The following is a 24,899-nucleotide window of genomic DNA, read 5'->3' as shown; positions in this document are numbered from 1 at the left end:
GGTGTGTTGGCTCCGGTGAACCGAAGTCGGCCGACCTCGGTGCGGGTGGCCTCGCTGCGCCCGGCCGACTCGCCCAGGCTGGACGGCGTCAGCATGGAACACGTCCACAGCCTCGCGGAGGCGGACGTCGCGCTTCCCCCGATCGTCGTCCATCGGCCGAGCATGCGGGTGGTGGACGGCATGCACCGCGTCTGCGCCGCGCGGCTGCGTGGCCAGCGAACGATCAGCGTCGAGTTCGTCGACGGCAGCGAGGAGACCGCGTTCGTGCTGGCCGTGCAGGCGAACGTCACGCACGGCCTGCCGCTGCCGATACGGGACCGGAAGATCGCGGCGCGGCGCATCGTGGTGTCGCACCCGCAGTGGTCGGACCGGGCGATCGCCGAGCGCGCCGGCCTGTCCGCGGACACCGTGGCGTCCGTGCGCGCCGAGGTGGCCGGCCAGCTCCCCCCGCTCACCGCCAGGATCGGCCGGGACGGGCGCGTCCGCCCGGTGAACATCGCCGAGGGCCGGCGGCGCGCCTACGAGATGATCAGGCACCGGCGGGACGCCTCGCTGCGTGAGATCGCGGCGGCCTCGGGCATCTCGGTCGGGACGGCGCGCGACGTGCGCTCCCGGTTCCTTCGCGGCGTCGACCCGGTGCCGGTGCGGGTGGCGCGGTCACCGCTGGCCGCGGCCGACCCGTCGACCGTCCTGAGCGGGCTGATGAACGATCCCGCGCTGCGGTACTCCGAGACCGGCAGGGCGCTGCTGCGCCGGCTGGGGCAGGTCATGGTGCGCCAGGAGGACATCGTGCCGCTCGCCCGCGAGGTGCCGCCGCACTGCGTCACGAACCTGGTGCGCCTGGCCAGGGGCTACGCGCAGGTGTGGCTGGAGCTCGCCACCCGGCTGGAGGCAGACCTGTCCGCTCGCGGTGAGCGCGGCCGTGCAACTGTCGCCGCGCCGCGGTTGCACGGTCCAGCGATCACTCGAAGCGCAGGGCCTCGATCGGACGCAGTAGGGCCGCCCGGTTCGCCGGGTAGAGCCCGGACATCAGGCCGATGACCAGGCTCACCCCGAACGCGGCCACCGCCGGCAGCACCGTCGGAATGGGCGCGGGGAACCCGGGGACGAGCATCGGCAGCACCAGCCGCCCGCCGTAGGCGAGGCCCAGCCCGAGGACCACTCCGGCCAGGCCGCCGAGCCCGGTCAACGTGACGGCCTCGATCAGGAACTGCCGCAGGATCGCCGGCCGAGGCGCCCCGACCGCCTTGCGGATGCCGATCTCGCGGGTCCGCTCGGTCACCGTCACCAGCATGATGTTGGCGACCCCGATGCCGCCCACGATCAGCGAGATCGCCGCCACCGCCGCCACGAAGGCGGTCAGCAAGCTCAGGAACTCGCCGCCCTGCTCGAGCATCGACCTCAGGTCCATGACGTCGAAGTCGCGCTTGGCCGGGTCCCTGGTGCGGTGCCTGTCGTCGAGCACGGCGGTCAGCTCGTCGATGGCGACAGGTACGGCGGCGACCTCGGTGGCCTGGACGATGATCTGCCCGATCGCGTCGTCGCCCTTCTTCAGGAACGTCCGCGCCGCGCCGATCGGCATCAGGACGGCGTTGTCGCGCTGACCGTCGCCGGCGGCCACGCCGATCACGGTGAACGGGACGCGGCCGACCCGGACGCTCGCCCCGAGCACCCGATCGAGGTCGGCGTCCGGCCCCCACAGCGCCGCGACCGTGCCCGGCCCGAGCACCACCACCTTGGCGTTGCCCCGCTCCTGGGCCGCGTCGAACCAGGCGCCCGCGACCACCGACCGGCCCACCGCGGCGGGGTAGTCGGCGGTGGTGCCGATCAGGCCGGCCGAGGCGTGCCGCTGGTTGGCGGTCAGCACGGCGCTGCCCGTGCTCATCGGCGTCACCGAGGCGATGTGCGGCACCCGCCGCCGGTCCCGCAGCGCCGCGACGTCGGCGTCGGTCAGCTCGCGCGCCTGCCCCGCGCCGGGAACCTCGCGGGCCACCTTGGTCACCGTGATCTGGTTGGCCAGCCGGCTGAACCGCTGGTCGAAGTCCGCCTTCACCCCGTTGCCCAACGCCACCAGGGTGATCACGGCGGCCACCCCGATGACGATGCCCACCGCCGTGAGCATCGACCGCAGCCGGTTGCCGCGCAGGCTGCGCAGCGCGGACACCACCGCTTCCCGGAGGCTCATTGCGAGACAGACCCCTCCCGCCAGCAAATGCCCGAAAAGAAATTCTGGCCGGTGCGGGTGGAGAAGCTCAACGCGCGGAATTGCGTGCGTCCGAGGGTGTGGTTACGAAGGCGACCTCATGGGACGATGACGCGGAATTGCGCGCGTGCGTGAATAATGCCCCGGTGGGCGAGCGGGAGCTGGAAGTCGACGGCCGGGTCGTGGTGGTGCGCGTGCGGGAGTCGCGCCGCGCGCGCCGGATGCGGCTCACCGTCGGGCCGGGGCGGGCGCCCGAGGTGGTGGTGCCGGCTCGTACCGGCCGTCGGGCGGTCGACGAGTTCCTTGGCGCGAACCGGCGATGGCTCGCGGACAAGCTCGCGGTCTCAGACCGTCCCCGGGTGCTCCCGGAGCGGTGTGGAGCGGTGTGGTTGGCCGGTCAGCCGGTGCCCGTCCGCCACGAACCGGCCGGCCGGGCGCGCGCCGCGCTGAGCGACGGGCACCTGGTGGTCGGCGGCGCGCATCCGGACGCGGGCGCGGCGGTCGAGCGCTGGTATCGGCGGGAGGCCCGCGAGAGGTTGGGGCGCACGGCGGAGCTCGAAGCGCCGCGCCTGGGGGTTCGTTTCACGGCGCTGAGCGTGCGTGACCAACGGACTCGGTGGGGCTCCTGCTCACGCAACGGCCGCCTGTCGTTCTCCTGGCGACTGGTACTGGCGCCGCGGTTCGTGCTGGACTACGTGGTGGTGCACGAACTGTGCCACGTGCGCGAGTTCAACCATTCGCGGGCTTTCTGGCGGCTGGTCGAGTCGGCGCGGCCGGAGTGGCGGGACGCCGCGGGATGGCTGCGCGAGCACGGTCACGAGCTTCACGACTACCGTCCGGAGAGCGCACTGGGCACGCCGGCGCCGTAGGTCGGCCTCGCCCGCAACGCGGCCACGCCCAGCAGCGCCGCGACGGTGGCGAACCCGCCGATCCGAACCATGCCCGAGGCCGAGACGCCGGACCCGCGCCCGGCCACGACCAGCACCGCGTCGGCGATGTCGGTCAGCAGCCCGAGGCGCAACCCCACGTCCCGAACGGCCGGCCGGCCGCTCAGCGTCGCCAGCCCGATGACGGCCTCCCGCGCCGCGAACATGCGGGCGACGATGCCGCCCTGAACGCCGCCGTGAACGCCGCCGTCGTCGGTGAGCCCCAGCGAGGCCGGCACCACCTGGGGCCGGAGCAGCGAGGACAGCCCCACGGCGAGCCGCACGCCGCCGAGCCCTCGCACCAGCGGGCCGCCGCTCACCCGAGGGGCCGTCCGCTCCAGGAGACGCCGACGGCCCAGCATCGGCCCCACCCCCGAGCGCCACCACGACAGCCAGGAGGCCGGGCGCCTGGCCAGCTCCGCCGCGACCGGCGCCGGGTCGAAGAACGACTCCCGGCGCAGCACCGTCCCCGCCTGGTCGAGCTCGAGCTGGTCGACCGCGCGGAAGGCCACCCGGCCCGTGCCCACCGTCGCGCTGAGCTCGACGTGGAGGAAGACCCGGTCCTCGCGGCCGGCCCAGCCGAGCACCTCACCGCGCAGGTCCGGCAGGAACGCCAACAGCCGGCGCATCTCCTCCTGCCACACGTGGCGACCGTGCCCGGACGGGAGCAGGGGCTGCACCAACTCGATGTCCTCGGCCAGCAAGCCGTCCCACGCGTTCGGATGCGGCCGCTCCCACCCGTCGGCGAACGCCTGGACGACGCGTTGATGCACGGTGGGCCAGGCCGCCATGGATACCTCCAGTCGCTCAGATACTGACGGTATGGAGGATACGGTGGGTATCGTGGGACCTGTCAAGGACGGCCCTCGGTAGGCGAGGGCACCGCCGCGGTGTTCAACGGTTCGTGCGCGGTCTCGCGCATGTACAGGGCGGCCACCGCGGTGATGACGGCGGCGCCGATCACGTAGATCGCCGGTCCGAGCGAGGTCCCGAGAGTGGTGGAAAGGAGCGTCATCAGCAATGGTGCGGTGCCGCCGAACACGCCGATCGAGATGTTGTAGCCGGTGGCGTAGTACGTCCAGCGCACCTGGGTGGGGAACAGCTCGGCCAGCGCGATGTGGGTGATCCCCTGCGGGATGGCGACGAGAAGCGCCAGCAGCGCGGCGCCGAGCAGCGCGGCCGCGAGGTGTTTCTGTGTGATCAGCCAGAAACAGGGATAGGTCAGCACGAGGAACCCGGCGCAGCCGACCAGGAACGTGCGCCTGCGCCCGAACCGGTCGGAGATCGAGCCCATGACGGGAATTCCGACCAACAGCACGGCCGTGATGGCCGCCGTGGTCGCGATCACCATTGATCGCGGCAAGCTGAGCATCTCGGTGAGATACAGGGGCACGTAGGCGAGCAGCGTATAGAACCCGACGCTGTTCAGGGTCCCGATTCCGACCGACAATGCGATCTTGCGGTGTACCTGCCGGTCGATCAGGAGGGACCGCACCGCGCCCTTGCGCAGAACGCCGGTCCGGGCGACGTCGGCGAAGACGGGTGACTCCTCCAGCCGCATCCGGACGTAGAGCCCGACCAGCCCGAGGGGCAGCGCGACCAGGAACGGCACCCGCCAACCCCAGCTCTGCATGGATTCCGAGGACAACAGCACATTGAGCACCGTGCCGAACAGGACACCGCTGAATCCGCCGGCGGCGGCCGCGCTGTTGACGTAGCTGGTGTAGCGACCACGCCGGCTGGTGGGGGAATGCTCGGCGACGAAACAGATGGCGCCGGCGATCTCCCCGCCGGCCGAAAGTCCCTGGATCAGACGCAGCACCACGAACAGTACCGGCGCCATGATCCCGATGGACGCCGTGCCCGGAACGAGTCCCATTGCGGCGGTGGCCGTCGACATGACGATGATGACCAGTGCGAGGGTGCGTTTGCGGCCGATCGTGTCCCCGAGGCGGCCGCACAGGATTCCTCCCACCGGCCTGGCGAAGAACGCCAGCGAGAACACCGCGAATGTGGCCAGCCAGCGCGCCGTCGACGATTCGGACGTGAAGATGACCTGACCGATCGTTCCGGCCAGTGCCCCATAGATTCCGTAGTCGTACCACTCGACGAACGTGCCCGTGGACGCACCGAAGATCACCCGATGCAGGCCGGCGCGGTCGACCGGGCGCGGCCGCTGGGCGTCGGGGAGTGTGGACCGTGGGTCGGACTGGCTCATGGGCGCTTCCGTCCTCGTGCGTCGTTGCCGGCGGAGCTGCTGCGTACCATCTGATGAAACGTTCGTACCACTGTGTGATGCTGGCTTGTTTCCTACCCCGCGCCGGGCGAGTAGGTCAAGGCCCGACCCAAAATGGCTTTGGCCCGCGACGGGCGAGTGGTTCTGTGCTCGTGTCGAGTTGGCGAGCACCATGACGGGGTCGGTTGGAAATGGCACCCGGACCGGGAGGTCGCAATGTCGGTGGACGCACAGCACGCGGCGGCGATGCGAGAGATGTGGGACGAGTGGTGGTACGACCGATTCGAGATTCCGAACGGGATTCCCGACGATGCCCGGCATTTCGAGATCAGGATCGAAGACGAGACGTTCGACGGGGTGTTGCTGGACCATGTGGCGCCGAGAACATGCGACGCCTTCTGGGAGATCCTGCCGTACTCGGGCGACCTGGTTCATTGCGCGTGGTTCGGCCACGCCGCGTTCTACCTCGACCGGATCGAGCTGCCGGGAGTCACCGAGGGCCTGCTGCTGGAGAACCGGAGCAGCGCGCTGGCGCCGGGCGACATCATCTGGGATCCGTACATCCGGGAGATAACGCTCGCCTACGGCCGGCATGCCAGGGTGAACTTTCCGACGACCATTCATGTGGACGGTCGGCCGCACCCGAACCAGGCGTGTGTCTTCGCCCGCATCGTGGGCAACCTCGACGGTTTCGCGGTCATGTGCAAACGCGTGCGCTACGAGGGGCTCAAGGTCATGCGGATGCGCCGCGCCGATTAGCGCCGCAACGCTTCCGCCAGCCGCCGCACGCCTCGGGTTATCCCGTCCTCGTCGATGTATCCGTACCCCAGGACGAGGCCGGGCCGCCCGGACCGGCCCGACCGGTACATCGACAGCGGCCGGGTCACCACTCCGGCGGCGGCCGCCGAGCGGGACGCCATGTGGTCATCCACGCCCGATGGGAGCCATCCGACCACGTGAATTCCGGCGGTCGGGGGCTGGAGTTCGAGTATTCCGTCGAGATGGCGGGTCGCCTCCCGGCTCAGGACCGCGGCGCGTCCGGCGTAGAGCGTGCGCATTCTTCGGAGGTGCCGCTCGAAGTGGCCTTCGCCGATGAAGTCGGCCAGCGTCGCCTGCTGCAATGCGCCCGGGCATGCGTCGGAGAAGCGCCGGGCGGCGAGGAAGGCGTCCACCAGGTCCTCCGGCACCACGACGTAACCGATGCGCAGGGCCGGGAACAACACCTTCGTGAAGGTGCCGACGTAGATGACGCGCCCGTCGTCATCCAGGCTCTGCAGCGAGGCGAGCGGGCGCCCCGCGTGCCGGTACTCGCTGTCGTAGTCGTCCTCCACGATCCACGCGTTCGCACGCCCGGCCCACGCCAACAGCTCCAGCCGACGGGCCAGGCTCATCGTCACCGCGAGCGGGTGCTGGTGCGAGGGAGTGACGAACGCCAGCCGCGCCGTGGGACACAGCTCCACGCCGGCGGAGACGTCCAGGCCCTGGTCGTCCACGGGGACCCCGACCACCTCGGCACCCGCGCCGAGCAGCGCCCCCCTCGCGCCGAGGTAGCCGGGGTCCTCCAGCCAGGCCGCGTCGCCCGGGTCGAGCAGCACGCGGGCGACGAGGTCCACCGCGCTCTGCCCGCCGGACACGACGACCACCTGGTCGGCGTCGCAGCGGACGCCCCGGGAGACGCCGAGGTGCGCCGCGATCGCCCGCCGCAGCGGGAGGTAGCCGCCCACCTCCTGGTAGTCCACCAGGTCCCGAGGTGACCGCCGTGCCCGCCGCACGATGAGCCGGTTCCACAGCTCGTGGGGGAACGCGTCGAGCGCGGGCACGCCGACCCGGAAGGCGGCCTGTGCTCCCGATCGCGGCGGGGTCGAGGGCACGTTGGGCGCCTGGGCCATGAGGGCGCCGCGCCGCGAGGGCGAACGACGCGTGCCCGTTCGGACCCGGCTCGTCGTGCCCGTCGAGGGGCCGGGGGCGCGCAGCAGGCTCTCCGGCGGCAACAGGGCCACCGTGGTGCCCGCCCCCACCCGGCCCTCGAGGTAGCCCTCCGCGCGCAGTTGTTCGTAGGCGACGAGCACGGTGGTGCGGGAGATGCCCAGCTCGTGCGCCAGCGACCGGGTCGAGGGCAGCCGAGCGCCCGCCGCCAGCTGGCCGCGGAGGATCGCGACCCGCAACCGCTCGTAGAGCTGCCGGTGCAGGGGCACGGACAGCCGCCGGTCCAGCCCGATCGCCGGCCGAGGCACCACTGCGGCCCGCTTCACCGGGAGGCCCGGGCCTGATGACGATCGCTCATGGAGCCATCACAGAATTGGTATTGGACTTCGAATATCGAAAACATCATCGTAATGGCGGTTCCTACCTGGGAGGAGGGTTTCATGACGTCGGCGGGCACGGTGCGCACGGAGGTCGAGGTCGATGGTGTCCCGGCGAGCTACCTGACGTGTGGTGACGGGCCGATGGTGTTGCTGCTGCACGGGACGTACTGGAGCCGGGTGTGGCGGCCCGTCATGGGCCGGATGGCGGCGTTGGGGGTGCGGCCGGTCGCGGTGGACCTGCCGGGTGCCGGGCACTCGGGCGGCGAGCTGACGGTCGAGACGGCCACGGTGCCGGAGCTCGCCCGGTGGGTGGGCCGGTTCGTCGAGGCTCTCGGTGAACCGGCGCCCTTGTCGATCGCCGGGCACGACATCGGCGGGGCGCTCGCGCAACACCTGTTGGCCACCGGAGCCGTCGAGGTGCGGCGGCTGGCCCTGGTCAACTCGGTCACCTATGACTCGTGGCCGGTCCCGGGTGTCGCTCGCTACCGGGACCCGGAGCTGGTGGCCGCGACGTCGGTGGACGAGCTGCTCGCCGCCCGGCGGCAGGCGGTGACCACGGCGCTCGGGCGACAGGCGACGGAGGCGGAGATCCAGGACTACGTCGAACCGTGGAGAACGGCCCGCGTGGCCCGGTCCTGGATGGCGCTCGCGGCCGCCGCCGACAGCCGGTACACGCTGGAGCTGGTCGACCGGCTGCGGGCGTCCTCGGTGCCGAAGTTCCTCATCTGGGGCGAGGACGATCCGTTCCAGAAAGTAGAGTACGCGGACCGGTTCAGCGTGGAGATGCCGGCGACGACCCTGTTGCGGATCCCGAGGGCCGGCCACATCCCGATGGAGAACGAGCCGGCGCTGGTCGGCGAGGCGTTGGGCAACTTCTTTCTGGAGTAGCGCGGGTGGATGCGGAGCTTCGCCGGCTGTTGACGAGCCTGGTGGCCATCGACTCGGTCAACCCGGGGCTGGATCCGGGCGGCGCGGGCGAGCGCGAGATCGGCGAGCTCGTCGCGGGCTGGTTGCGGGAACGGGGTTTTGACGTCACCGGTCAGGCGGTCCGCGGTTGCGGCGGGTCGAACGTGATCGGGCGGCTGCCCGGTGCCGGTGGCGGTCGCTCGCTGATGCTGAACGGCCATCTCGACACCGTCGGAGTCGCGGGAATGCGCGAGCCGCACCGTCCGCGTGTCGAGCACGGACGGCTCTACGGCCGGGGCGCGCTGGACATGAAAGGGGGGCTGGCGGCGCTGTTGCACGCCGCGGCCCGGGCCCGGGCGCACCAGCCGCGCGGGGACGTCGTGGTGGCGGCGGTCGTCGATGAGGAGTTCCTGTCGGCGGGCACGGAGGCCTTGCTGTCCGAGTGGAGGACCGACGGGGCGATCATCGCCGAGCCGACGAACCTGGACGTCGTCACCTGTCACAAGGGGTTCGCCTGGCTGGAGGTCACCGTCACCGGGGTCGCCGCGCACGGCTCCCGCCCGGAGGAGGGCGTCGATGCCATCGCCAAGGCCGGGCACGTCCTGGTCGGTGTCGAGCGGCTCGCCGAGCGGTTCGCGCGCGGAGCCGGCCACCCCGTGCTGGGGCCGGGCTCGGTGCACGCCTCGCTCATTCGCGGTGGCCAGGAGCTGTCGAGCTATCCCGCCTCCTGCACCATCGAGATCGAGCGTCGCACGGTGCCGGGGGAGAACGCCGCGACGGCGCTGGCCGAAATGCGGGAGATCCTGGACGCGGCCCGGGCGCGCGATTCGTCCTTTCACGCCACGGTGCGCGTGACGTTCGAACGCCGGCCGCTGGTCGGCGACGCCGGCTCGGGCATAGCGACGGCCTTGCGGGAGGCCCGACGCGCCGAGAACGGGGCCACCTCGGGTTTCTCCGGCTGGACGGATGCGGCGCTGCTCGAGGCGGCCGGAATACCCACTGTTGTTTTCGGCCCCCGGGGGGAAGGCCTGCACGCCGTCGAGGAATGGGTCGAGCTGGAGTCCGTTCAGGAGTGCAGCGACATTCTCCTGGAGACCATTCTTCGGTTCTGTGGCGGCGCGGAGCTGGGCCGGCGATGACGCTGCTGCAGCTGCGGATGTTCCTCGCGGTCGCGGACCGGGGCGGGTTCACGCTCGCCGCCGAGCAGCTCGGGGTCACGCAGCCGGCGGTCAGCAGGGCCATCGCGGCGCTGGAGCGCGAGCTCGGGGTGAAACTGCTGGTCCGGCACCGCGACGGGGTCACCCTCACCGAGGCCGGGAACACCGCGCTGTCGCGGGCGAGCGAGATCATGCGCCAGCTCGACCAGCTGCGGATGGAGGCGGCCTCGACGGCCGGGAAGGTGACCGGCACGGTGCGGATCGCGAGCCTGCGCAGCGTCACGGGCACCCTGATGGCCGCCCAGTTGCGGACGTTCGGCGACAGCTACCCGCTGGTGCGGCTGCGGCTGTTCGAGGGCGCCGACCAGGAAGTGGTCGACTGGCTGCGCAAGGGCGCCGCGGACATCGGCGTCGTGACGCTGCCGTGCCCGAACCTGCACACCGAGTTGCTCGGCGGTGACGAGCTGGTCGCCGTGCTGCCCTCGGGTCATGAGCTCGCCAGGAAAGAGGCGGTCGGTTTCCCATCCCTCTCCGGCGAGCCGTTCATTCTCGCCACCGGTGGTTGTGGGCCGCTCATACTCGACGCCGCCCGCGCCGCCGGGGCGCGTCTCGACGTGGCGTACGAGGCGAGCGAGCTGATGGCCATCCTCGAGATGGTGTCCGCCGGTCTCGGCGTCAGCGTCGTTCCCACCCTCGGCCTGCCGCGCAAGGTCGACTCGGTCGCCTTCCGACGGTTCGAACCGCCGATACCGCGCACCCTGGCCGTGGCGCTCTCACCGAGGGCGACGGACTCCCCGGCGGCCCGGGCGTTCATGGAGCAGGTGGCCGCGGCTCACAGCGGATCATCGGGGCGGACGTCGAGAACCACCTCGTAGACCACCGGCCGGGGCGTGGCGTGCAGCCCGGGATGCTCGCCCATCCGTCGGATCGAGGCGCGCCACTCGGGGTTGGCCCGCGCGGCGGCGAGCGCCATCCCGCTGCTCCAGTGGGCGGTGTTGACGAAGCGCAGCTCGGCGTCGTCGACCAGTGCGCGGTACATCACGGCGCGGATGAACCCGGGCTGACGCGCCATGATGCGGGCGTTGTCGGTCCACAGGCTCAGCAGCAGGTCCGACTCCTCGACCGGCACGCTGAACGCGTTGATCAGCGTGACCGGGTCGTCGGTCGGCACCTCGGTCAACGTGACTGGCTCATGCATGACAGCGGCCCCTAGGTCGTGTTTAAGAAGTCCAGGTCGATGGGCTTCGTGATCCAGGTGGTCGCTGGCAAGGCGGAGGTGAGCCCGGGTACCGGGGTTGTACCCGGGCTTGCCTCCAACGCCGCCAGGGGCCGCCTGGGCGCGAAGACCGCGATCAAGGGCTTCTTAAACACGGCCTAGTAGGCGATCCCGATGGTCTGGCCGATCGTGTCGGGTTGGTCGAGCACGCGGAGCATGCCGTGGGCGACGTCGGCGCGCGCGATGATCCGTCCGCCCCGGAGGTTGCGGCCGCGCGCGGTCCGGTAGGCGCCCGTTCCCGGCCTGTCGGTGAGCCGAGGTGGCCGCACCACCGTCCAGTCCAGGCCGCTGCCCGCGACCAGCGCCTCCATCTCCGCGAGGTCGGCGTAGTGGGCGCGGAGGATGGCCTTGACCAGCGGGGCGGCCACGTGGCGCATCAGGAACCCGTCGCCCGGATCGTGCTTGGGCGGGTTCGGGCGGCCGGGCGAGGGCACGGTGCCGATCGGGGCGGCGCTGATCACGACCAGCCGCCGGACACCCGCCGCCGTCATGGCGGTCACGATGGTGCGGGTGCCGAGGGACGCGACGCCGGCCTCGGCGGTGGACCGTGGGCCGAGGCAGGACAGCACCGCGTCGGCTCCGTCGAGCGCGGGCGCGAGCGTGTCCGGGCCGGCGGTGGCCAGGTCGGCGGTGACGGCGGGCGTCGGCACCGGCAGCTTCGCCGGATCCCTTACCACCGGGGTCACGTCGTGGCCCGCCGCGACGGACTGGCGCAGGAGATGCGCACCGATACCCCCGGTGGCGGCGACGATGGTGAGCTTCATGCCGCGCTCCTCTGGAAGGCCTCGGCGTGGTCGGCGGCCCACCGGGCGTAGGCCAGCGCCGGGCGGCCGAGGATCGTCGCCACCTCGCCGGTCACCGGCGCCGGCCGCTCGATCGAGCCTGCCTGCATGGCCAGCAGGGCGTCGGCGAACCCCTCGGGAAAGCCGATTCCGACGATGGCGTTCCTGGCCCCGTCCGGCGGTATCTCCTGGTAGCGCAGGGACCGTCCGATCGCGTCGCCGATGGTGGTGACCATCTCCCGCTGGGTGAGCCGGTCCGGGCCGGTCAGCTCGACCCGCCGGCCCAGCAGCCCGTCGCCGAGCAGCGCTCGCGCGCCGACGGCGGCGATGTCCCGCTCGTCGATCGGCGCGGCGGTGGCCGCCGCGTACGGGCCGAACACCACGTCACCGGCGCGGATCTGCGCCGCCCACTGCCCGATGCCGTTGCTGGCGTAGAGCGACGACCGCAGGCTCACCCACTCCAGCCCGGACCCGACGACGGCGTCCTCCACCTCCTTGTTCAACTCCCCCCGGTAGCGGGACGGCTGCCGGGCCGGGTCGTCGTCGCAGTTGATCGCCGACACGGTCACCACCCGGGTCACCTCGTGCCGCTTCAGCAGGTCCACCAGCTCGCCGGCGGCCGTCCCGACGGCTCGCGGGTTGAGGAACACGCTCGTGACGCCGCTCAGGTGCGCCGTGATGGTGTCCGGCCGGGACGGATCGCCCGCGACCACCTCGACGCCGGCGGGCAGCCCGGCCGCCCCCGGGTCGCGGCTCACCGCCCGCACCCCGGCGCCCTCGTTCACCAGCAGGTCGATGAGCGGCCGCCCGACGTTGCCGGTCGCTCCCGTCACCAGAATCATGGTCATCCTCGTCTCCGGCCGTGCGTACGAAGACAGGACGAGATCGGCCCGGGAAAAGTGACCGTGTCACTTTCCACGCCGCCATCTCGTCCTGATCGTGGGTGACCGGCACGAACGGAAGGGCTCGACCATGACCGGAGAACGCCTCGCCGAGGCGTGGCGCGCCTATCGCGCCTACCTGGTCGACCTGGCCTACCGGATGCTCGGCGACGTCGGCCACGCCGAGGACGTCGTGCAGGAGGCCTTCATCCGGCTGGCCAACACCGAACCCGACGCCGTGGACGACCCCCGAGCCTGGCTGACCGTCGTGACCAGCCGGCTGTGCCTGGACCAGCTCCGCTCCGCCCGCTCCCGCCGCGAACACCCCGACGACACCGCGCTGCGCGAGGCCACCACGCCGCTGGCGCACCCACCGGCGGTGGACCCCGCCGACCGGATCACCCTGGACGACGAGGTCCGGCTGGCCCTGCTGGTCGTGCTGCAACGGCTCAGCCCGCCCGAGCGGGTCGCGTTCGTCCTGCACGACGTCTTCCAGACCCCGTTCGACACCATCGCCGAGACCCTCGGCCGACCCGCCGCGACCTGTCGCCAGCTCGCCCGCCGAGCGCGCCAGAAGATCGCCGCCGCGCCGCTTCGCCCGCACGAGGTGGACCTCCAGGACCACCGGGCGGTCACCGACCGGTTCATCACCGCCTGCGCCAACGGCGACATCGACGCGCTGCTGGCCGTCCTGCACCCGCGCGTCTGGGGGACCGCCGACCTCGGCGCGGACTCCCCGTTCCAACCCCCGCCCACCCACGGCGCCGACCAGGTCGCGGAGAACCTGCTGCGCTACTTCGGGCGGGCGACCCTGGTAGCCCACCCGGTCCTCGGGCCGCCCACCCTGTTCGCGTTCACCGAGCGAACCCCGTTCGCGGTCCTGCTCCTCACCATGGAGCACGACCTGGTCTCCAGGATCCAGGTGATCGTCGACCCGGACCTGGTGCCGTCAGCGTGAGCCGGCGGCCACGGCATCGGCAGAGGACACCACCGCCAACCCGTAGCGCTCGGCGAACGACCTCGCCTCCGGGCCGCGCGCCATGCGAAGCGGATCGCAGGGGCTGACGACGCCCGCCATCGCGGCGCACTCGGTGATGTCCGCGATCCGGCACAACGCCACGGCGGCGGCCGGGGCGCCACGCCGCCGCCGAGGCCGGACCCGGACCGGCACCACGTGACCGGGGCGGGTGAGCGCGTCCGGTGGCGTCGCGGGGTCGCCGAGCAGGCGCAGCGTCCTCGCCCGGTCACCCGCGGAGATCCCGGTGCTGACGCCGTGCGCCGCGTCGACGGACACGGCGTACTCGGATCGGGCGGCCGAGCCGTCGGGGTGCCACATCGCGGGCAGCCGGAGCCGGTTGCACGCGGCCCCGGTCATGGCCGCTCGAATGAACCCGGTGCCGTGCCTGACCATGAAGGCGACGGCGTCCCGGGTGATCGTGCGGGCGGCCGCGACGAGCTCGGCCTCTCCGGTGTCCGAGTCGACGAGCACGACGATCGAACCGCGAGCCAGCTCCTCCGCGCAGTCGTGTGCGGGCCGGCGTGTCGTGGTCGATATTCGGGTCACGGCTAGTCCCTCAGCGCGGTGCGCAGTTCCTCGACGTGGGCGGTGCGCACATCGACCACGCCGAGGCCGTGAATGCGTGCCTTCGGGGGGCTCAGCGGCTCGCGCCGATGGGCGCCGAACTCGGCGTGTGTCGGCGCGGGGCGCGGATCGGCCTGCGCCCAGATGGGCTTCGCGCCCGGAGCACGGAAATGGGGAATGACCTCTTCGGCCATGAGGGTCAGGCTCTTGCGGACCAGCCAGTTGGGCATCGCGCCGAAGTCCGCGACGTGGATGATCTTGCCCGCGCCCAGTTCTTCGACGGTGATGCCCAGCTTGTCGACCACCGTCCGAGGCGAGCCGACGATCGCCCAGCCCTCGTCCATCATCTCCTCGAACGTCATCTCGCCGATGTCCCGGTCGCGGTAGCCGCCCTTGGTCATGAACCCCCGGAGCGACTCGACGCTGAAATGTCCCGGCGGAAACGCGTCGGGCTGCCGGGACCTGTTGAGGTTCTGCATGAGGAACATCAGGTGCGGTTCGGCCTCGAAACGGGCCTGCGCATCGGTCTCGGCGACGTGGATGAAGATGACCGCCGCGACCTGGTCGGGCCCGGGCTCGTAACCGAACTTGCCCGCCGCCTGGCGGAACGTCTGGACGTTGCGCCGCAACACGTGCCTCGGCGAGAACAGCGCCTGGTAGGTGTAGTGGTGTTCGGCGCACTTCTCCAGGGTGAGCTTCGAGCCGGCCGCCGGGATCCACACATCCGGGTACGGCCGCTGGATCGGCTTGGGCCACAGGTTGACGTACGGAATGTGGAAGTGCTCGCCCTGCCATTCGAAAGGCCCCGGCTCGATGAACGCCTTGCGCATGAGGTCGTGCGCCTCCCAGTACCGTTCCCGGGCGAAGGCGGGGTTCATCGTGGCCGCGCTGTGGTAGTTCATGCCGTGGCCCATCGGCAGCCCGATGATCAGCCGGCCGCCCGACATCTGGTCGAGCATCGCGATCTCTTCGGCCGCCCGGATCGGGTTCTGGAACACGTTGAGGATGGGGCCGAGGGTTCCGATCCTGATGCGCTCGGTCTTCGCGGCCAGGTAGGCGGCGGTGAGGTTGGCGCTCGGCGTCATGCCGATCGGCCCGCCCATCTGGGTGGTCGTGTGGATGCCGTCGAACCCGAGCTTCTCGCCGAACGCCAGGGTGTCCAGGTACGAGTCGAGCGCCCACTTTCCCCGGACCGGGTCGAAATGCTCGTTGGGAAGGTCGATGTACGCGGTGTTCTCCACCTCGTCGTTGAACGGGATGTCCGGGTAGGCGCCGTAGTTGAACAGGTGGAACTCGACCGACATGGATGCTCCTGATCGTCGTATGTGTTGGGTCAGTCCAGGCGCGTGGAGAAGTCGACCCCGCGCGGGCGGATGAGGCAGATGGCCAGGCCCGCGAGCGCGGACCCGGGAATGAGAAGCAGCAGCCACACGGCGTTGTCCTGCTGGCCGACGAAGTCGCCGTAATGGGCGATGGCCAGGTAGGTGATCACAACGAAACAGAGCGCGGACAGCAGCGGGGCCAGCACGGTGGCGAGGGCGCTGTGCGCTCCCGGTTTCTGGCGTCGGAAGAACACGACGACGGAGATGCTGGTGAGCGACAGGATCACCAGCAGCGCGACGGTGCCGACCCCGATCAGCCACTGGTAGATCACCTTGTACGGGTCGGCGCCGAAAACGGTGAACAGGGCCAGGACGACCACGAGCACCACGCTGATCGACGCCGACGCCCGGTGCGGGTTCTGGCTGACGGGGTGCGTCCGGCCGAGCGTGCTCGGCATCAGCCCGGCGCGGCCGAGGGAGAAGAAGTAGCGCGACAGGATGTTGTTCAGCCCGAGCAGCACGGCGAAGAAGCTCGTGATGACCTGAACGTGCAGCCACAGCGACCAGAAATGCCCGATGTGGTTCTCGGCCTGCGCGAAGATGAAACCCTCCGGGTCGGTCATGGACACCTGGGCGATGGAGCCCATGCCGACTCCGTTCGACAGCGCCCACGTCACGAAGACGTAGAAGATCCCGAGCAGGATGACGGCACCGTAGGCGGCTCGGGGAATGGTCCGGCGCCGGTTGCGCGCCTCCTCGCCGAAGACCACCGTCGCCTCCACTCCGACATAAACACCCGCCGCCCAGAGCATCGCGACGCCGAGGTTCGCGTTCGCCCAGTGCGACGGCGCGAAACCGGCCAAGGAGTTGCCGGAGACCCCGCCGCCCTGGGCCGCGATGGCCACCGCGACGGCCCCGAGGGCAATGGTCTCCAGCACGAGCAGCACCGACAGGAACTTGAGGCTGATGTCGACGCCCTTGTAGGACAGGACGCCGACGAGAACGAGGGTGGCGAACAGGCACCAGTACCACTCGACGTGCCAGTTGAAGACCGCCTCCAACGCGCCCTGCGCCAGGACCGAGTAGATGCCGTAAAAGGAGCAGAGCAGCGTGGTGTACATGAGTATGGACATCGACGCGACCGCCGAGCCGACCTGCTGGCCCAACGATTTCGCGATGTAGGCCACGAAACCGCCCGCATTCACCACGTACTGGCTCATCCGGGTATAGCCGATGACGAACAGGACGTACACGGCGGTCATGAGTACGAACGCCATGGGAGCCCCGGGGCCGACGGCGTCGAAGACGAGCGCCGACGCTCCGACCATGCCGGACATGGGGCCCACGGCGGCCACCACGAAGAAGACGATCGCCGGCGCGCCCAGCCGGTTCGCGCGCAGTCCGCGCGCGGTTGACGTCGGAGGACTCGCCTCGTCGGTCGAGGGCGTGATCATGTCCATGGCGCCTCCACGTTGGGTCACCAGTTGCCGGACCAGCTCGACAGCGTCCGATTATCGGAGCACGGTGTGCGATGTTCGGAACAGTGTGAGTGTGGAGGAGGGCCGCGTCAAGCGCGCCCCGGCCGCCCGACTCGGCCGACACTAGGATTCGGCCATGGTCGCGCGGGTTGATCACGACTACCGTCGACAGCAGCTTGCGCAGGCGGTATGGCGGGTGATCGGCTCCCACGGGGTGGAGGCGTTGACCGTCCGCAGGGTCGCGCAGGAGTTCGGCTGGACCAGCGGCGCCGTCCAGTACTACTTCCCGTCCCGCAACGCGTTGCTGCAGTACGCCTTCGAGCTCGTCCAGCGCCGCACGCTGGACCGGCTGGCCACGGTCGCCGACACCCCGTCCGACGAGCGGGCCGCCCGGATGGCGTTCCATCAGATCCTGCCCGTCGACGACGAGATCCGCGCCGAGGCCGAGGTCTGGTTCAGCTTCCTGGGGCTGGCCCTCGGCGACGCCGAGCTGCGCCAGGTCGGCCAGCGGGGACAGCGGACGGTGCTGGACGCGATAGCGAGCGCCGTCGCCCGGGGCCAGCGGGCCGGCGTGATCAGTGCCGACCTGGATGCGCGGACCATCGCGATCGAGGGCATCGCGCTGGCCGACGGACTGTGCGTGAACGCGATGTACCGGCCGGTCGACCTCGAACGACCGACGATCGTGGCGATCTTCGACCGCTGGCTGGACGGCCTTCGCTGACCTCCGGCGGGTAGTCGGGGCTTTACCACCTGGGCGACCCGAGCTACGCTTCCCCGCGACACATCACGCTTGTAATGTAACTCTCCGTCGTCGAGCGAGGAGCACAGCGAAGATGACCGTGAGCACCGAAGCCCCGCGCACCTGGCCGCACTGGACGGCCCCGGAGTGGGTCACGGTCGACGGCGCGGACGTCGGCTACCGGCGCAGGGGCACCGGCACGCCGCTGCTGTACCTGCACGGGGCCGGCCTGACCCGGCAGTGGCTGCCGCTGTACGAGGCGCTGTCCGCCGGCTTCGACGTGATCGTCCCGGAGCATCCGGGTTTCGGCGACACCGCGCTGCCGTCGCACATCAGGACGTTCGACGACCTGGTGCTCCATTACGACGCGCTGCTGCGCACCCTCGGGGTGAGCGGCCCGGTGCACCTGGTCGGCCATTCGCTCGGCGGGTGGCTGGCCGCCGACCTCGCGGTGACCTATCCGGAGCGGTTCGCCAGCCTCGCGCTGATGGCGCCGATGGGCCTGCGCACGCCGGCGAACCCCCAGGCCGACCCGTTCCGCTGGACCGAGCGGCAGGCCGACGCGCACATCTTCAGCGGCGTTGCCGGCCGGTACGGCGAGTTCCTGGAACAGGAGGGCGGGGTCGACGACTACATCCACCAGTACGGCGAGAGCATCGCGTTCGCCCGGCTGGCCTGGAACCCGCGCTACGACGTGCGGCTGGAGCACCGGCTGGCCCGCGTGCAGGCGCCCACCCGGGTCATCCACTTCGCCGACGACAACTTCATCCCGCGCGAGCTGTCCGCCCGCTACGCCGAACTGATCCCGGGTGCGGAGCTGGTGCTGGTCGAGGGCGCGGGCGGCGAGCCCGCCTCGCACGTGTCGATCATTCAGCAGCCCGACGCGATCGCCGCGCTGGTCGCCGAGAACGCGGCGCGCGCCTCGGTCCGGTGAGGACCGGGTTCGAGGCGCGAGGGTTCGAGGCGCGCTGGCGTGCGGTGCTGGGGGAGTACCCCACCGGGGTCGCGATCATCTCGGCGCTCGGGACGGACGGCCGCCCGCACGGGCTCGTGGTCGGCACCTTCTCGTCGGTCTCGATGAACCCGCCGCTGGTGTCGTTCATGGCGATGCGCGGTTCGCGGGCCTACCGCGCCAGCGCCGGCTGTGACCGGTTCCGGGTGAGCGTGCTGGGCAGCCGGCACGAGCAGCTGTGCCGGTCGTTCGCCTCGGCCGATCCGGAGCGCCGGTTCGAGGTGGGGCGGTGGCGGCTCGATGCCGACGGCATACCCGGCCTGGAGGACGCGGTCCTGTGGGTGCGGTGCCGGCGCCTGCGGACCATCGCGGCGGGTGACCACGACATAGTCCTCGGCGAGGTCGAGGACCTCGGCAGCGGCCCTGGCGGGACGCCGATGCTGTTCCACCGGGGTCGGTACGGGTCGGTCGTGGCATCGGTCGTGGCATGAGGTACCGGGCGCTGTTCGAGCCGGTGAAGATCGGGCCGAAGGTGGCGGCCAACCGCTTCTGGTCGGCGCCGTACACCGCCGGCTGGGGAATGGACCAGGTCGCGCTGGACGCCGCGCACCGCGGCATGCGCGCCGAGGGCGGCTGGGCCGTCGTCAACACCGGCGAGGTGGCGTTCGACAGGCACTCTCGCAACGCGTGGCTCGACGGGCTCGAGCTGATCGACGACGCCGACGCCAGGAGGCTCACCGCCGTCGTCGAGGCGATCCACGCCCACGACGCGCTGGCCGCGATCGAGCTGGTGCACCTCGGCGCGGGCGCCGACCCGAAGCAGGACAGGCTCCCGGCGCTGGCCCCGACCCAGATGCAGGGCAACGGCCTGTTCTTCTCCCAGGCCATCCCGAAGGCGATGGAGATCGACGACATCCGCCGGGTGCGGCGCGACTGGATCGAGGCGTCTCGGCGGGCTCGCGACGTCGGGTTCGACGTGGTGAACATCCACTCTGCGCACGGCTACCTGCCCGTCCAGTTCCTCACCCCGTACTACAACCGGCGCACCGACGGCTACGGCGGCTCGCTGGCCAACCGCGCTCGTTTCCTGCGGGAGATCCTGGAGGGCGTCCGCGATGCGGTCGGTCATGAGGTCGCGGTGGCGGTTCGCTACGCCGTCGAGGGCCACGGCATCGGGTCGCTCCCTGTCGACGAGGCGCTGGAGGTGGTGGCGCTGCTCGACCACCTCGTCGACGTGTGGGACGTGGCCCAGGGCGGCATGGCGACCACCGAGCACGACCTCACCCCGGCCCGGCTGTTCCCGGAGGGCTACTCGCTGACCTGGACCCGGCGCATGCGCGAGGCCACCGGCAAGCCGGTCGTCGGGTCGGCGCGGTTCACCGACCCGGACCTCATGGCGTCCGCCGTCGCCGCCGGTGACCTGGACTTCATCGGCGCCGCGCGGCCGGGCATCGCGGACCCCTTCCTGCCGCGCAAGATCGCGGCCGGGTCGTTCGCCCAGGTGCGCGAGTGCATCGGGCTGAACCACTGCGCCCGCAGCCAGGCCCGGGGCCAGCTCGGCTGCAGCCAGAACCCGACGGCGGGGGAGGAACAGCGGCGCGGCTGGCACCCCGAGCGGCTGCCGGGCGCCCCCGCCGAGCAGCCGTCGGTGCTCGTCGTGGGGGCCGGCCCGGCCGGGCTGGAGCTGGCGACCACGCTGGCCCGTCGCGGTTTCGAGGCGGTGCACCTGGTGGACGCCGCGAGCGAGCCCGGCGGGCACCTGCGGTGGTTGCGCGGGCTTCCCGGGTTCTTCTCCTACGGGCGGGTGGTCGAGCACCGGGAGGCGCTGCTGCGTGAGTTCGCGGGCGCGACGTTCGTGCCGCGCACCCGGCTGGACGCCGACGGCGTGCTCGACTACGGCGCCGAGGTGGTCGTCATCGCAACCGGCGCGCCGTGGGCCACCACCGGGTTCTCGTTCGTGGACAACGAGCCGATCCCCGGCGCCGACGCCTCGCTGCCGAACGTGGCCACGCCGGAGCAACTGCTGCTGGAGGGCAAGGCGCTGCCGGGGTCCACGACCGTCGTCTACGACTGCGAGGGCGACCTGACGGGCATCGCGACCGCCCAGTGGCTGCGTGAACAGGGCAGGAGCGTCGAGATCGTCACGCCGTTCGGCGAGGTCGCGTCGCTGGCGGCGCAGGACAACCTCGGACCGGTGCTGCGGGCCGAGGTGCTGGCCGCCGGCGGCACGCTGACGCCGGCGACGCTGCTGGTCGAGGTGCGGCCCGGGACGGTCGTGGTGGAGAACGAGGCGGGCCTGCGACGCTCGCTCCCGGCCGACGGGGTCGTGCTGGTGACCCGGCGGGCCTCCGACGACACGCTGTACAGCACCCTCGCCGAGCGGGAGCTGGCGGCGCACGGCATCCGCGAGCTGCACCGGATCGGTGACTGCGTCGCCCCGGCCAGCCTCGCCGACGCGATCTTCGACGCCCACCGGCTGGCGCGCGAGCTGGGCGCTACTCGTAGAACGTCGTAGGCCGGGGGTAGGTGTGCACGATCCAGACGTGCGCCTCGCCGTCCACCGCCGCCCACCGATGGGGACTGTCGGCCAGGTACGTCACGTAGTCACCTGTCGAGACCCGCACCTCGTGCCCCACCGGGCCCAGCTCGATCGCCCCGGAGTGCACCAGCACGTGCTCGCGGGTGCCCTCGCCGTGCGAGGCGGACACCAGGGTCCGGCCCGGCAGGAACACCTGGCGGTGGATCTCCAGCGTGCCCGCGCCGACCACCTGGCTGCGCAGCACCTCGCCGACCGATGCGTCGTCGGTCAGCTCGCGACCCTCGCCGGGGTGGACGACGTCGAGCACCGGCTTCGGGGCCATGGTGAGCAGGTCGGTCACCTTGACGTCGAAGGTGCGGGCGATCGAGGTCAGGGTGTCCAGGGTCGGGTTCGTGCGCGCCTGCTCGATCTTGAACAGGGTCGCCTTGGCGATGCCCGACCGCTCCCCGAGCTGGGACAGCGACAACCCGTGGGTGGCCCGGAGCTGGCGGATGTTGTCCGCCAGGGCCTCGAGCTGGCCGGACATGTCCGCCATGCCCCTCCGTCCGGTTGGTTGATCACGGGCGTCGCGATCCTAGTGTCGTGTAAACGAGGTTCCTTGCCCGTATTCGGTGATCCAGGTGCTGTGCCCCTGCGGGACACCCGCACCCGGGCAACCGCAAGGCTGTGTCTGATTCGGAGTCCCCGATACCGGGGTTGTATCGGGGGCGACGACAACGCGGCGGGGCGCCGCCTGGGCGCCGAAGACGGGTGAGACGACCTCGTTTACGCGGCACTAGGGTCACAGGCGCTTGCCGCCGTCGGTGACGATCGTCGTCCCGGTCGCCGTGCGCAGGTGGGTGACCGCGGCGAGGATCGACGCCGCCACGTCGCGGGGATGGACGACGACCTTGAGCGGCGACGTCTCGGCCTGCGCCACGATCGCCTCCCGGCTTCGGCCCGCGACGAAGTCCGTCTCGACCGCGGCCGGCGCGACGCCGAGCACGCGTATCTCGGGTCCGAGGGTGCGCCCCAGCGACATGGTGAGGTTGTCCAGCGCGGCCTTCGCGGCGCAGTAGGCGATGTTGCTTCCGGACGCGGTCAGGCCCGACACGGAGGACACGTTGACGATGACGGAGTCGCCGGCCTCCCGCAGCAGGGGAGTGAACGCCCTGGTCACCGCGAAGGGACCGACCACGTTCAGGTCCAGCAGCGCCTGGAACAGCTCCGGGGTCATCGTCTCGAAGTCGCCGTGCGCGACCCGCCGCGTCGACCCGGCCGAGTTGACCAGGATGTCGCACCGTCCGTACCGACGCCGCACCTCGTCGGCCCCGTCCTGGAGCGCGGCCGGGTCGTCGAGAGGCAGCCACAGCGCGGCGTGCGCTCCCGCCGGCAGTTCGTCGACCACCGCCCTGGCGCGGTCGGCGCCGGTGTTGAAGCCGACCACGACGCTCGCCCCGTGCTCGGCCAGGATGGCGGCGGTCGCCGCGCCGATGCCGCTGCTGGCACCGGTCACGACGGCGACCTTGCCGTCGAGATCGAACAGCCCGAGCCCTCCACTGCGTGTCGTCACCGCGCTCACCCCAGGTGCCCGGAGAAGCCCGCGGCCCGGTTGCCGAGGGTGATCAGGCGCGACGGCTTGTCGGTGCGGTGCTCCTTCGCGTCGCCGACCGCCCGCGCCGCCCAGATCACGCCCGACCCGAGGTAGCGCAGCGGTTCCGGTTCCCACCGGCGAAGCCGAGGGTTGGTGTGCGGCAGACGGGTCAGCTCGGACTCCCGGCCCAGGATCAGGTCGCGCATCGTGCGGCCGACCAGGTTCGACGGCGCCAGGCCCTCGCCCACGTAGCCGCCGGCCACGCCGAGCCCGGTGGCGCGGTCGAGGTTGGCGTTGGGCGCCCAGTCCTTGGTCGCGCCGAACACGCCCTGCCACTCGTCGACGATTTCCACGCCGTCCAGGAACGGGAACAGCTTGATCAGCTCGCGGTAGTAGTGGTCGCGCACCTTGCGCCCCGGCGGCGCGTCGGGGCTCGGCGCGGAGCCGTACAGGTAGGGCACGCGCGGGTCGTCGCCGCCGATGGTGATCCGGTTGTCGCTGGTGAACTGCAGGTGCAGGAACGGGTGCTCGGCGAGCAGCGCCTCGTGCCCGGACCAGCGGAGTTGCCGCATCTGGTCCTCGGTGAGCACCTCGGTAGCCAGCATCGAGGTGTGGATGGGCACCACCGTGCGCTCCTGGCCCTTGATCGACTCGCTGTACGCCTCGGTGGCGCGGACGACGAACTTGGCCTCGACGCTCGCCCGCGCGGTGACGGCCCTGCGCGGCTCGATCCTGAGCACCGCGGAGCTCTCGTAGATCACCCCGCCGCGACGCTCGACCGCCTCGGCGAGCCCGCGAGCGAGCCGACCGCCGTCCACGCTGGCGCAGTGCGAGCTGAAGCGGGCGCCGAGCGCGCCGGCGATGTTGATCCGGTCCAGGATCTCGTCGCGCTCCAGGTATCGGGTGTCCTCGGGGCCGAAGCCGAACCGGCGGTCCTCCTCAACGCTCGCGCGGAAGCGGTCCGCTTCCAGGGGGGTGCGGGCGACCATGGCCACGCCGTTGTGCGCGTACCCGCAGTCGATCCCCTCCTCGGTGATGACCTTGCCGACCTCCACGACCGCGGCCTGCACCGCGCGTTCCATGGCGATCGCGGCGTCGCGGCCGCCCCCGCGCTTGGCCCAGAACTCGCGCGACCCGTTGAGCTGCGCGATCACCGCGCCGCCGTTGCGCCCCGACGCGCCGTAGCCGGCGACGTTGGCGTCGAGCAGGACGACCTTCAGGCCGGGCTCGGCCTTGAGCAGCTCGAGAGCGGTGTAGAGGCCGGTGTACCCGGCGCCGACGATCGCGACGTCGGCCCGCTCGTCGGCCGTCAGCGGCGGGCGCTCGGGGATCGGGCCGCCGTGGGCCGTCTCCATCTTGTGCCACCAGTGCGACAGCAGCGACTTGTCCATCGTTCTCCTCGGTTGTCAGCGGGAGCGCACGGTGAAGCGGCGGCGCGGGTGCGCGGGGTTCTCCAACTCGTCGACCAGCGCGACCGCGTAGTCCTCGGCCGAGACGTAGCTGGTGCCGTCCTCGCCGCGCAGCAACCGGTCGCCGCCCAGCTCGACCCGGCCGGTGCGCCGGCCCGGTTCGATGACGTCGGACGGGCTCAGGTAGGTCCACTCGACCGGACCGTCGTAGCCGCGGTAGGCGTCGAGGGCGTCGATCTGGGCCTGGGACGCGGGCTTCCACTCATCGGGGAACTCCGGGCCGTCGATGACGCGCCGGCCGTCGCGGTCGACCAGGGAGCCGGCGCCGCCGACGACGAGCAGCCGAGGGCACCCGGCGGCGGCGAGGCCGGTGAGCAGCGGCACGGCGGCCTCGGCGACGACCCGGACGTCACCGTGCGTGCCGCGGCCGAGCGCGTTGACGACCGCGTCGTGCCCGGCGGCCGCGGCGGCGACGGACGCCGGCGCGCGCGGGTCGACCTCGGTCCCGGGCGACCCGCTGCCCGGGCGGACGCCTCGGGCGACCTGGTGGCCTCGGTGTTCCAGCTCGGAGACGATGCGGCTGCCGAGCATGCCGGTGGAGCCGAGTACGAGGATCTTCATCGCGTACA

At 71.6% G+C, this 24,899-nt stretch carries 25 protein-coding genes; 11 read left to right on the top strand and 14 right to left on the bottom strand.

What is annotated here, in order from left to right:
* Positions 1-3 precede the first annotated feature (3 nt).
* Positions 4-1,041, top strand: a complete 1,038-nt coding sequence (locus tag N912_RS50490; protein ID WP_245645208.1) for a ParB/RepB/Spo0J family partition protein — start codon at positions 4-6, stop codon at positions 1,039-1,041.
* Here the strand turns inward: N912_RS50490 and N912_RS0108970 are convergent.
* The gene (locus N912_RS0108970) at positions 962-2,185 is read right to left on the bottom strand and encodes an ABC transporter permease (RefSeq protein ID WP_028922178.1); all 1,224 of its coding nucleotides are present in this window, start codon (positions 2,183-2,185) and stop codon (positions 962-964) included. The genes N912_RS50490 and N912_RS0108970 overlap by 80 nt on opposite strands.
* A gap of 164 nt (positions 2,186-2,349) precedes the next feature.
* On the opposite strand from N912_RS0108970, the gene N912_RS50485 reads away from it, so the two are divergent.
* A complete protein-coding gene (locus N912_RS50485; RefSeq protein WP_051579861.1) occupies positions 2,350-3,072 on the top strand; it encodes a M48 family metallopeptidase in 723 nt (240 codons plus the stop codon).
* Here N912_RS50485 and N912_RS63360 read toward each other — a convergent pair.
* Both N912_RS63360 and N912_RS50475 read right to left on the bottom strand, forming a co-directional pair.
* Positions 3,033-3,920 carry a nuclear transport factor 2 family protein gene (locus N912_RS63360; RefSeq protein ID WP_064745176.1) on the bottom strand — a complete coding sequence of 296 codons (888 nt, stop codon included), beginning with the start codon at positions 3,918-3,920 and terminating at the stop codon, positions 3,033-3,035. The genes N912_RS50485 and N912_RS63360 overlap by 40 nt on opposite strands.
* A 62-nt stretch (positions 3,921-3,982) precedes the next feature.
* A complete protein-coding gene (locus tag N912_RS50475) occupies positions 3,983-5,539 on the bottom strand; it encodes an MFS transporter (protein ID WP_169747839.1) in 1,557 nt (518 codons plus the stop codon).
* 42 nt (positions 5,540-5,581) lie between these two features.
* Between N912_RS50475 and N912_RS0108950 the strand changes: the two genes are divergently transcribed.
* The gene (locus N912_RS0108950; protein WP_028922177.1) at positions 5,582-6,124 is read left to right on the top strand and encodes a DUF3830 family protein; all 543 of its coding nucleotides are present in this window, start codon (positions 5,582-5,584) and stop codon (positions 6,122-6,124) included.
* Here N912_RS0108950 and pdxR read toward each other — a convergent pair.
* Complete coding sequence (gene pdxR, locus N912_RS0108945) at positions 6,121-7,617, bottom strand: MocR-like pyridoxine biosynthesis transcription factor PdxR (protein WP_051579859.1); 1,497 nt, start codon at positions 7,615-7,617, stop codon at positions 6,121-6,123. The two genes, N912_RS0108950 and pdxR, sit on opposite strands and share 4 nt — an antisense overlap.
* 114 nt (positions 7,618-7,731) lie before the next feature.
* On the opposite strand from pdxR, the gene N912_RS0108940 reads away from it, so the two are divergent.
* Genes N912_RS0108940 through N912_RS50470 form a run of 3 tightly spaced genes read left to right on the top strand, consistent with a single transcriptional unit; the run spans position 7,732 to position 10,609 of the window.
* Positions 7,732-8,559: an alpha/beta fold hydrolase gene (locus N912_RS0108940; protein ID WP_028922175.1), complete on the top strand. Its 828-nt coding sequence runs from the start codon at positions 7,732-7,734 to the stop codon at positions 8,557-8,559.
* Positions 8,560-8,564: 5 nt separating this feature from the next.
* Complete coding sequence (locus N912_RS0108935; RefSeq protein ID WP_028922174.1) at positions 8,565-9,716, top strand: M20/M25/M40 family metallo-hydrolase; 1,152 nt, start codon at positions 8,565-8,567, stop codon at positions 9,714-9,716.
* On the top strand, positions 9,713-10,609 hold the full coding sequence (locus N912_RS50470) for a LysR family transcriptional regulator (protein ID WP_051579858.1): 897 nt from the start codon (positions 9,713-9,715) through the stop codon (positions 10,607-10,609). Before N912_RS0108935 ends, N912_RS50470 begins: the two co-directional genes overlap by 4 nt.
* On the opposite strand, the gene N912_RS0108925 is transcribed toward N912_RS50470, so the two are convergent.
* The 3 genes from N912_RS0108925 to N912_RS0108910 form a co-directional block, all read right to left on the bottom strand.
* The gene (locus N912_RS0108925; RefSeq protein ID WP_028922173.1) at positions 10,567-10,932 is read right to left on the bottom strand and encodes an antibiotic biosynthesis monooxygenase family protein; all 366 of its coding nucleotides are present in this window, start codon (positions 10,930-10,932) and stop codon (positions 10,567-10,569) included. The two genes, N912_RS50470 and N912_RS0108925, sit on opposite strands and share 43 nt — an antisense overlap.
* Before the next feature lie 176 nt (positions 10,933-11,108).
* Positions 11,109-11,774, bottom strand: a complete 666-nt coding sequence (locus N912_RS0108915; protein ID WP_028922172.1) for an NAD(P)-dependent oxidoreductase — start codon at positions 11,772-11,774, stop codon at positions 11,109-11,111.
* On the bottom strand, positions 11,771-12,634 hold the full coding sequence (locus N912_RS0108910) for an NAD(P)H-binding protein (protein ID WP_211261197.1): 864 nt from the start codon (positions 12,632-12,634) through the stop codon (positions 11,771-11,773). The genes N912_RS0108915 and N912_RS0108910 overlap by 4 nt, the downstream gene beginning before the upstream one ends.
* A 130-nt stretch (positions 12,635-12,764) precedes the next feature.
* Between N912_RS0108910 and sigI the strand changes: the two genes are divergently transcribed.
* On the top strand, positions 12,765-13,631 hold the full coding sequence (gene sigI / locus N912_RS0108905) for an RNA polymerase sigma factor SigI (RefSeq protein WP_028922170.1): 867 nt from the start codon (positions 12,765-12,767) through the stop codon (positions 13,629-13,631).
* Here sigI and N912_RS64475 read toward each other — a convergent pair.
* From N912_RS64475 to N912_RS0108890, 3 genes are read right to left on the bottom strand one after another with little or no spacing between them, the layout of a single operon-like run.
* On the bottom strand, positions 13,623-14,237 hold the full coding sequence (locus N912_RS64475) for a 3,4-dihydroxy-2-butanone-4-phosphate synthase (RefSeq protein WP_169747838.1): 615 nt from the start codon (positions 14,235-14,237) through the stop codon (positions 13,623-13,625). The two genes, sigI and N912_RS64475, sit on opposite strands and share 9 nt — an antisense overlap.
* Before the next feature lie 2 nt (positions 14,238-14,239).
* Entirely contained in the window at positions 14,240-15,559 is a 1,320-nt protein-coding gene (locus tag N912_RS50460; protein WP_051579855.1) for an LLM class flavin-dependent oxidoreductase, read from the bottom strand.
* A gap of 29 nt (positions 15,560-15,588) precedes the next feature.
* Positions 15,589-17,037: an APC family permease gene (locus N912_RS0108890; protein WP_051579854.1), complete on the bottom strand. Its 1,449-nt coding sequence runs from the start codon at positions 17,035-17,037 to the stop codon at positions 15,589-15,591.
* Between the two features lie 154 nt (positions 17,038-17,191).
* On the opposite strand from N912_RS0108890, the gene N912_RS0108885 reads away from it, so the two are divergent.
* The 4 genes from N912_RS0108885 to N912_RS50450 all read left to right on the top strand — a co-directional run bounded on the left by N912_RS0108885 (position 17,192) and on the right by N912_RS50450 (position 21,264).
* Positions 17,192-17,779 (top strand): TetR/AcrR family transcriptional regulator, encoded by a 588-nt coding sequence (locus N912_RS0108885; protein ID WP_084210689.1) that lies wholly within the window; start codon positions 17,192-17,194, stop codon positions 17,777-17,779.
* Between the two features lie 112 nt (positions 17,780-17,891).
* Positions 17,892-18,731 carry an alpha/beta fold hydrolase gene (locus N912_RS50455; RefSeq protein ID WP_037063042.1) on the top strand — a complete coding sequence of 280 codons (840 nt, stop codon included), beginning with the start codon at positions 17,892-17,894 and terminating at the stop codon, positions 18,729-18,731.
* Entirely contained in the window at positions 18,728-19,240 is a 513-nt protein-coding gene (locus N912_RS0108875) for a flavin reductase family protein (protein ID WP_028922167.1), read from the top strand. The genes N912_RS50455 and N912_RS0108875 overlap by 4 nt, the downstream gene beginning before the upstream one ends.
* Positions 19,237-21,264: an oxidoreductase gene (locus tag N912_RS50450; RefSeq protein ID WP_051579853.1), complete on the top strand. Its 2,028-nt coding sequence runs from the start codon at positions 19,237-19,239 to the stop codon at positions 21,262-21,264. Before N912_RS0108875 ends, N912_RS50450 begins: the two co-directional genes overlap by 4 nt.
* On the opposite strand, the gene N912_RS0108865 is transcribed toward N912_RS50450, so the two are convergent.
* The 4 genes from N912_RS0108865 to N912_RS0108850 form a co-directional block, all read right to left on the bottom strand.
* Entirely contained in the window at positions 21,245-21,823 is a 579-nt protein-coding gene (locus N912_RS0108865) for a helix-turn-helix domain-containing protein (RefSeq protein ID WP_028922166.1), read from the bottom strand. The two genes, N912_RS50450 and N912_RS0108865, sit on opposite strands and share 20 nt — an antisense overlap.
* A 246-nt stretch (positions 21,824-22,069) precedes the next feature.
* On the bottom strand, positions 22,070-22,840 hold the full coding sequence (locus tag N912_RS0108860; RefSeq protein ID WP_211261152.1) for an SDR family NAD(P)-dependent oxidoreductase: 771 nt from the start codon (positions 22,838-22,840) through the stop codon (positions 22,070-22,072).
* 5 nt (positions 22,841-22,845) lie between these two features.
* On the bottom strand, positions 22,846-24,252 hold the full coding sequence (locus N912_RS0108855; protein ID WP_028922164.1) for an NAD(P)/FAD-dependent oxidoreductase: 1,407 nt from the start codon (positions 24,250-24,252) through the stop codon (positions 22,846-22,848).
* A gap of 15 nt (positions 24,253-24,267) precedes the next feature.
* Complete coding sequence (locus N912_RS0108850) at positions 24,268-24,891, bottom strand: NAD(P)-dependent oxidoreductase (RefSeq protein WP_028922163.1); 624 nt, start codon at positions 24,889-24,891, stop codon at positions 24,268-24,270.
* Between the last annotated feature and the right edge of the window lie 8 nt (positions 24,892-24,899).

The organism is Actinospineispora acaciae DSM 45401, assembly GCF_000620785.1.
GTDB classification, from domain to species: Bacteria; Actinomycetota; Actinomycetes; order Mycobacteriales; family Pseudonocardiaceae; genus Pseudonocardia; species Pseudonocardia acaciae.
This window is presented reverse-complemented; position numbering and strand designations above follow the sequence as displayed.

Coding starts and splice junctions, on each gene's coding strand:
- N912_RS50455 (WP_037063042.1), top strand. CDS start 17,892: ATGACCGTGAGCACCGAAGCCCCGCGCACCTGGCCGCACTGGACGGCC.
- N912_RS0108970 (WP_028922178.1), bottom strand. CDS start 2,185: ATGAGCCTCCGGGAAGCGGTGGTGTCCGCGCTGCGCAGCCTGCGCGGC.
- N912_RS0108925 (WP_028922173.1), bottom strand. CDS start 10,932: ATGCATGAGCCAGTCACGTTGACCGAGGTGCCGACCGACGACCCGGTC.
- N912_RS50475 (WP_169747839.1), bottom strand. CDS start 5,539: ATGGTGCTCGCCAACTCGACACGAGCACAGAACCACTCGCCCGTCGCG.
- N912_RS0108915 (WP_028922172.1), bottom strand. CDS start 11,774: ATGAAGCTCACCATCGTCGCCGCCACCGGGGGTATCGGTGCGCATCTC.
- N912_RS63360 (WP_064745176.1), bottom strand. CDS start 3,920: ATGGCGGCCTGGCCCACCGTGCATCAACGCGTCGTCCAGGCGTTCGCC.
- N912_RS0108890 (WP_051579854.1), bottom strand. CDS start 17,037: ATGGACATGATCACGCCCTCGACCGACGAGGCGAGTCCTCCGACGTCA.
- N912_RS50450 (WP_051579853.1), top strand. CDS start 19,237: ATGAGGTACCGGGCGCTGTTCGAGCCGGTGAAGATCGGGCCGAAGGTG.
- N912_RS0108865 (WP_028922166.1), bottom strand. CDS start 21,823: ATGGCGGACATGTCCGGCCAGCTCGAGGCCCTGGCGGACAACATCCGC.
- N912_RS0108850 (WP_028922163.1), bottom strand. CDS start 24,891: ATGAAGATCCTCGTACTCGGCTCCACCGGCATGCTCGGCAGCCGCATC.
- sigI (WP_028922170.1), top strand. CDS start 12,765: ATGACCGGAGAACGCCTCGCCGAGGCGTGGCGCGCCTATCGCGCCTAC.
- N912_RS0108855 (WP_028922164.1), bottom strand. CDS start 24,252: ATGGACAAGTCGCTGCTGTCGCACTGGTGGCACAAGATGGAGACGGCC.
- N912_RS0108940 (WP_028922175.1), top strand. CDS start 7,732: ATGACGTCGGCGGGCACGGTGCGCACGGAGGTCGAGGTCGATGGTGTC.
- N912_RS0108910 (WP_211261197.1), bottom strand. CDS start 12,634: ATGATTCTGGTGACGGGAGCGACCGGCAACGTCGGGCGGCCGCTCATC.
- N912_RS50470 (WP_051579858.1), top strand. CDS start 9,713: ATGACGCTGCTGCAGCTGCGGATGTTCCTCGCGGTCGCGGACCGGGGC.
- N912_RS50460 (WP_051579855.1), bottom strand. CDS start 15,559: ATGTCGGTCGAGTTCCACCTGTTCAACTACGGCGCCTACCCGGACATC.
- N912_RS0108885 (WP_084210689.1), top strand. CDS start 17,192: ATGGTCGCGCGGGTTGATCACGACTACCGTCGACAGCAGCTTGCGCAG.
- N912_RS0108950 (WP_028922177.1), top strand. CDS start 5,582: ATGTCGGTGGACGCACAGCACGCGGCGGCGATGCGAGAGATGTGGGAC.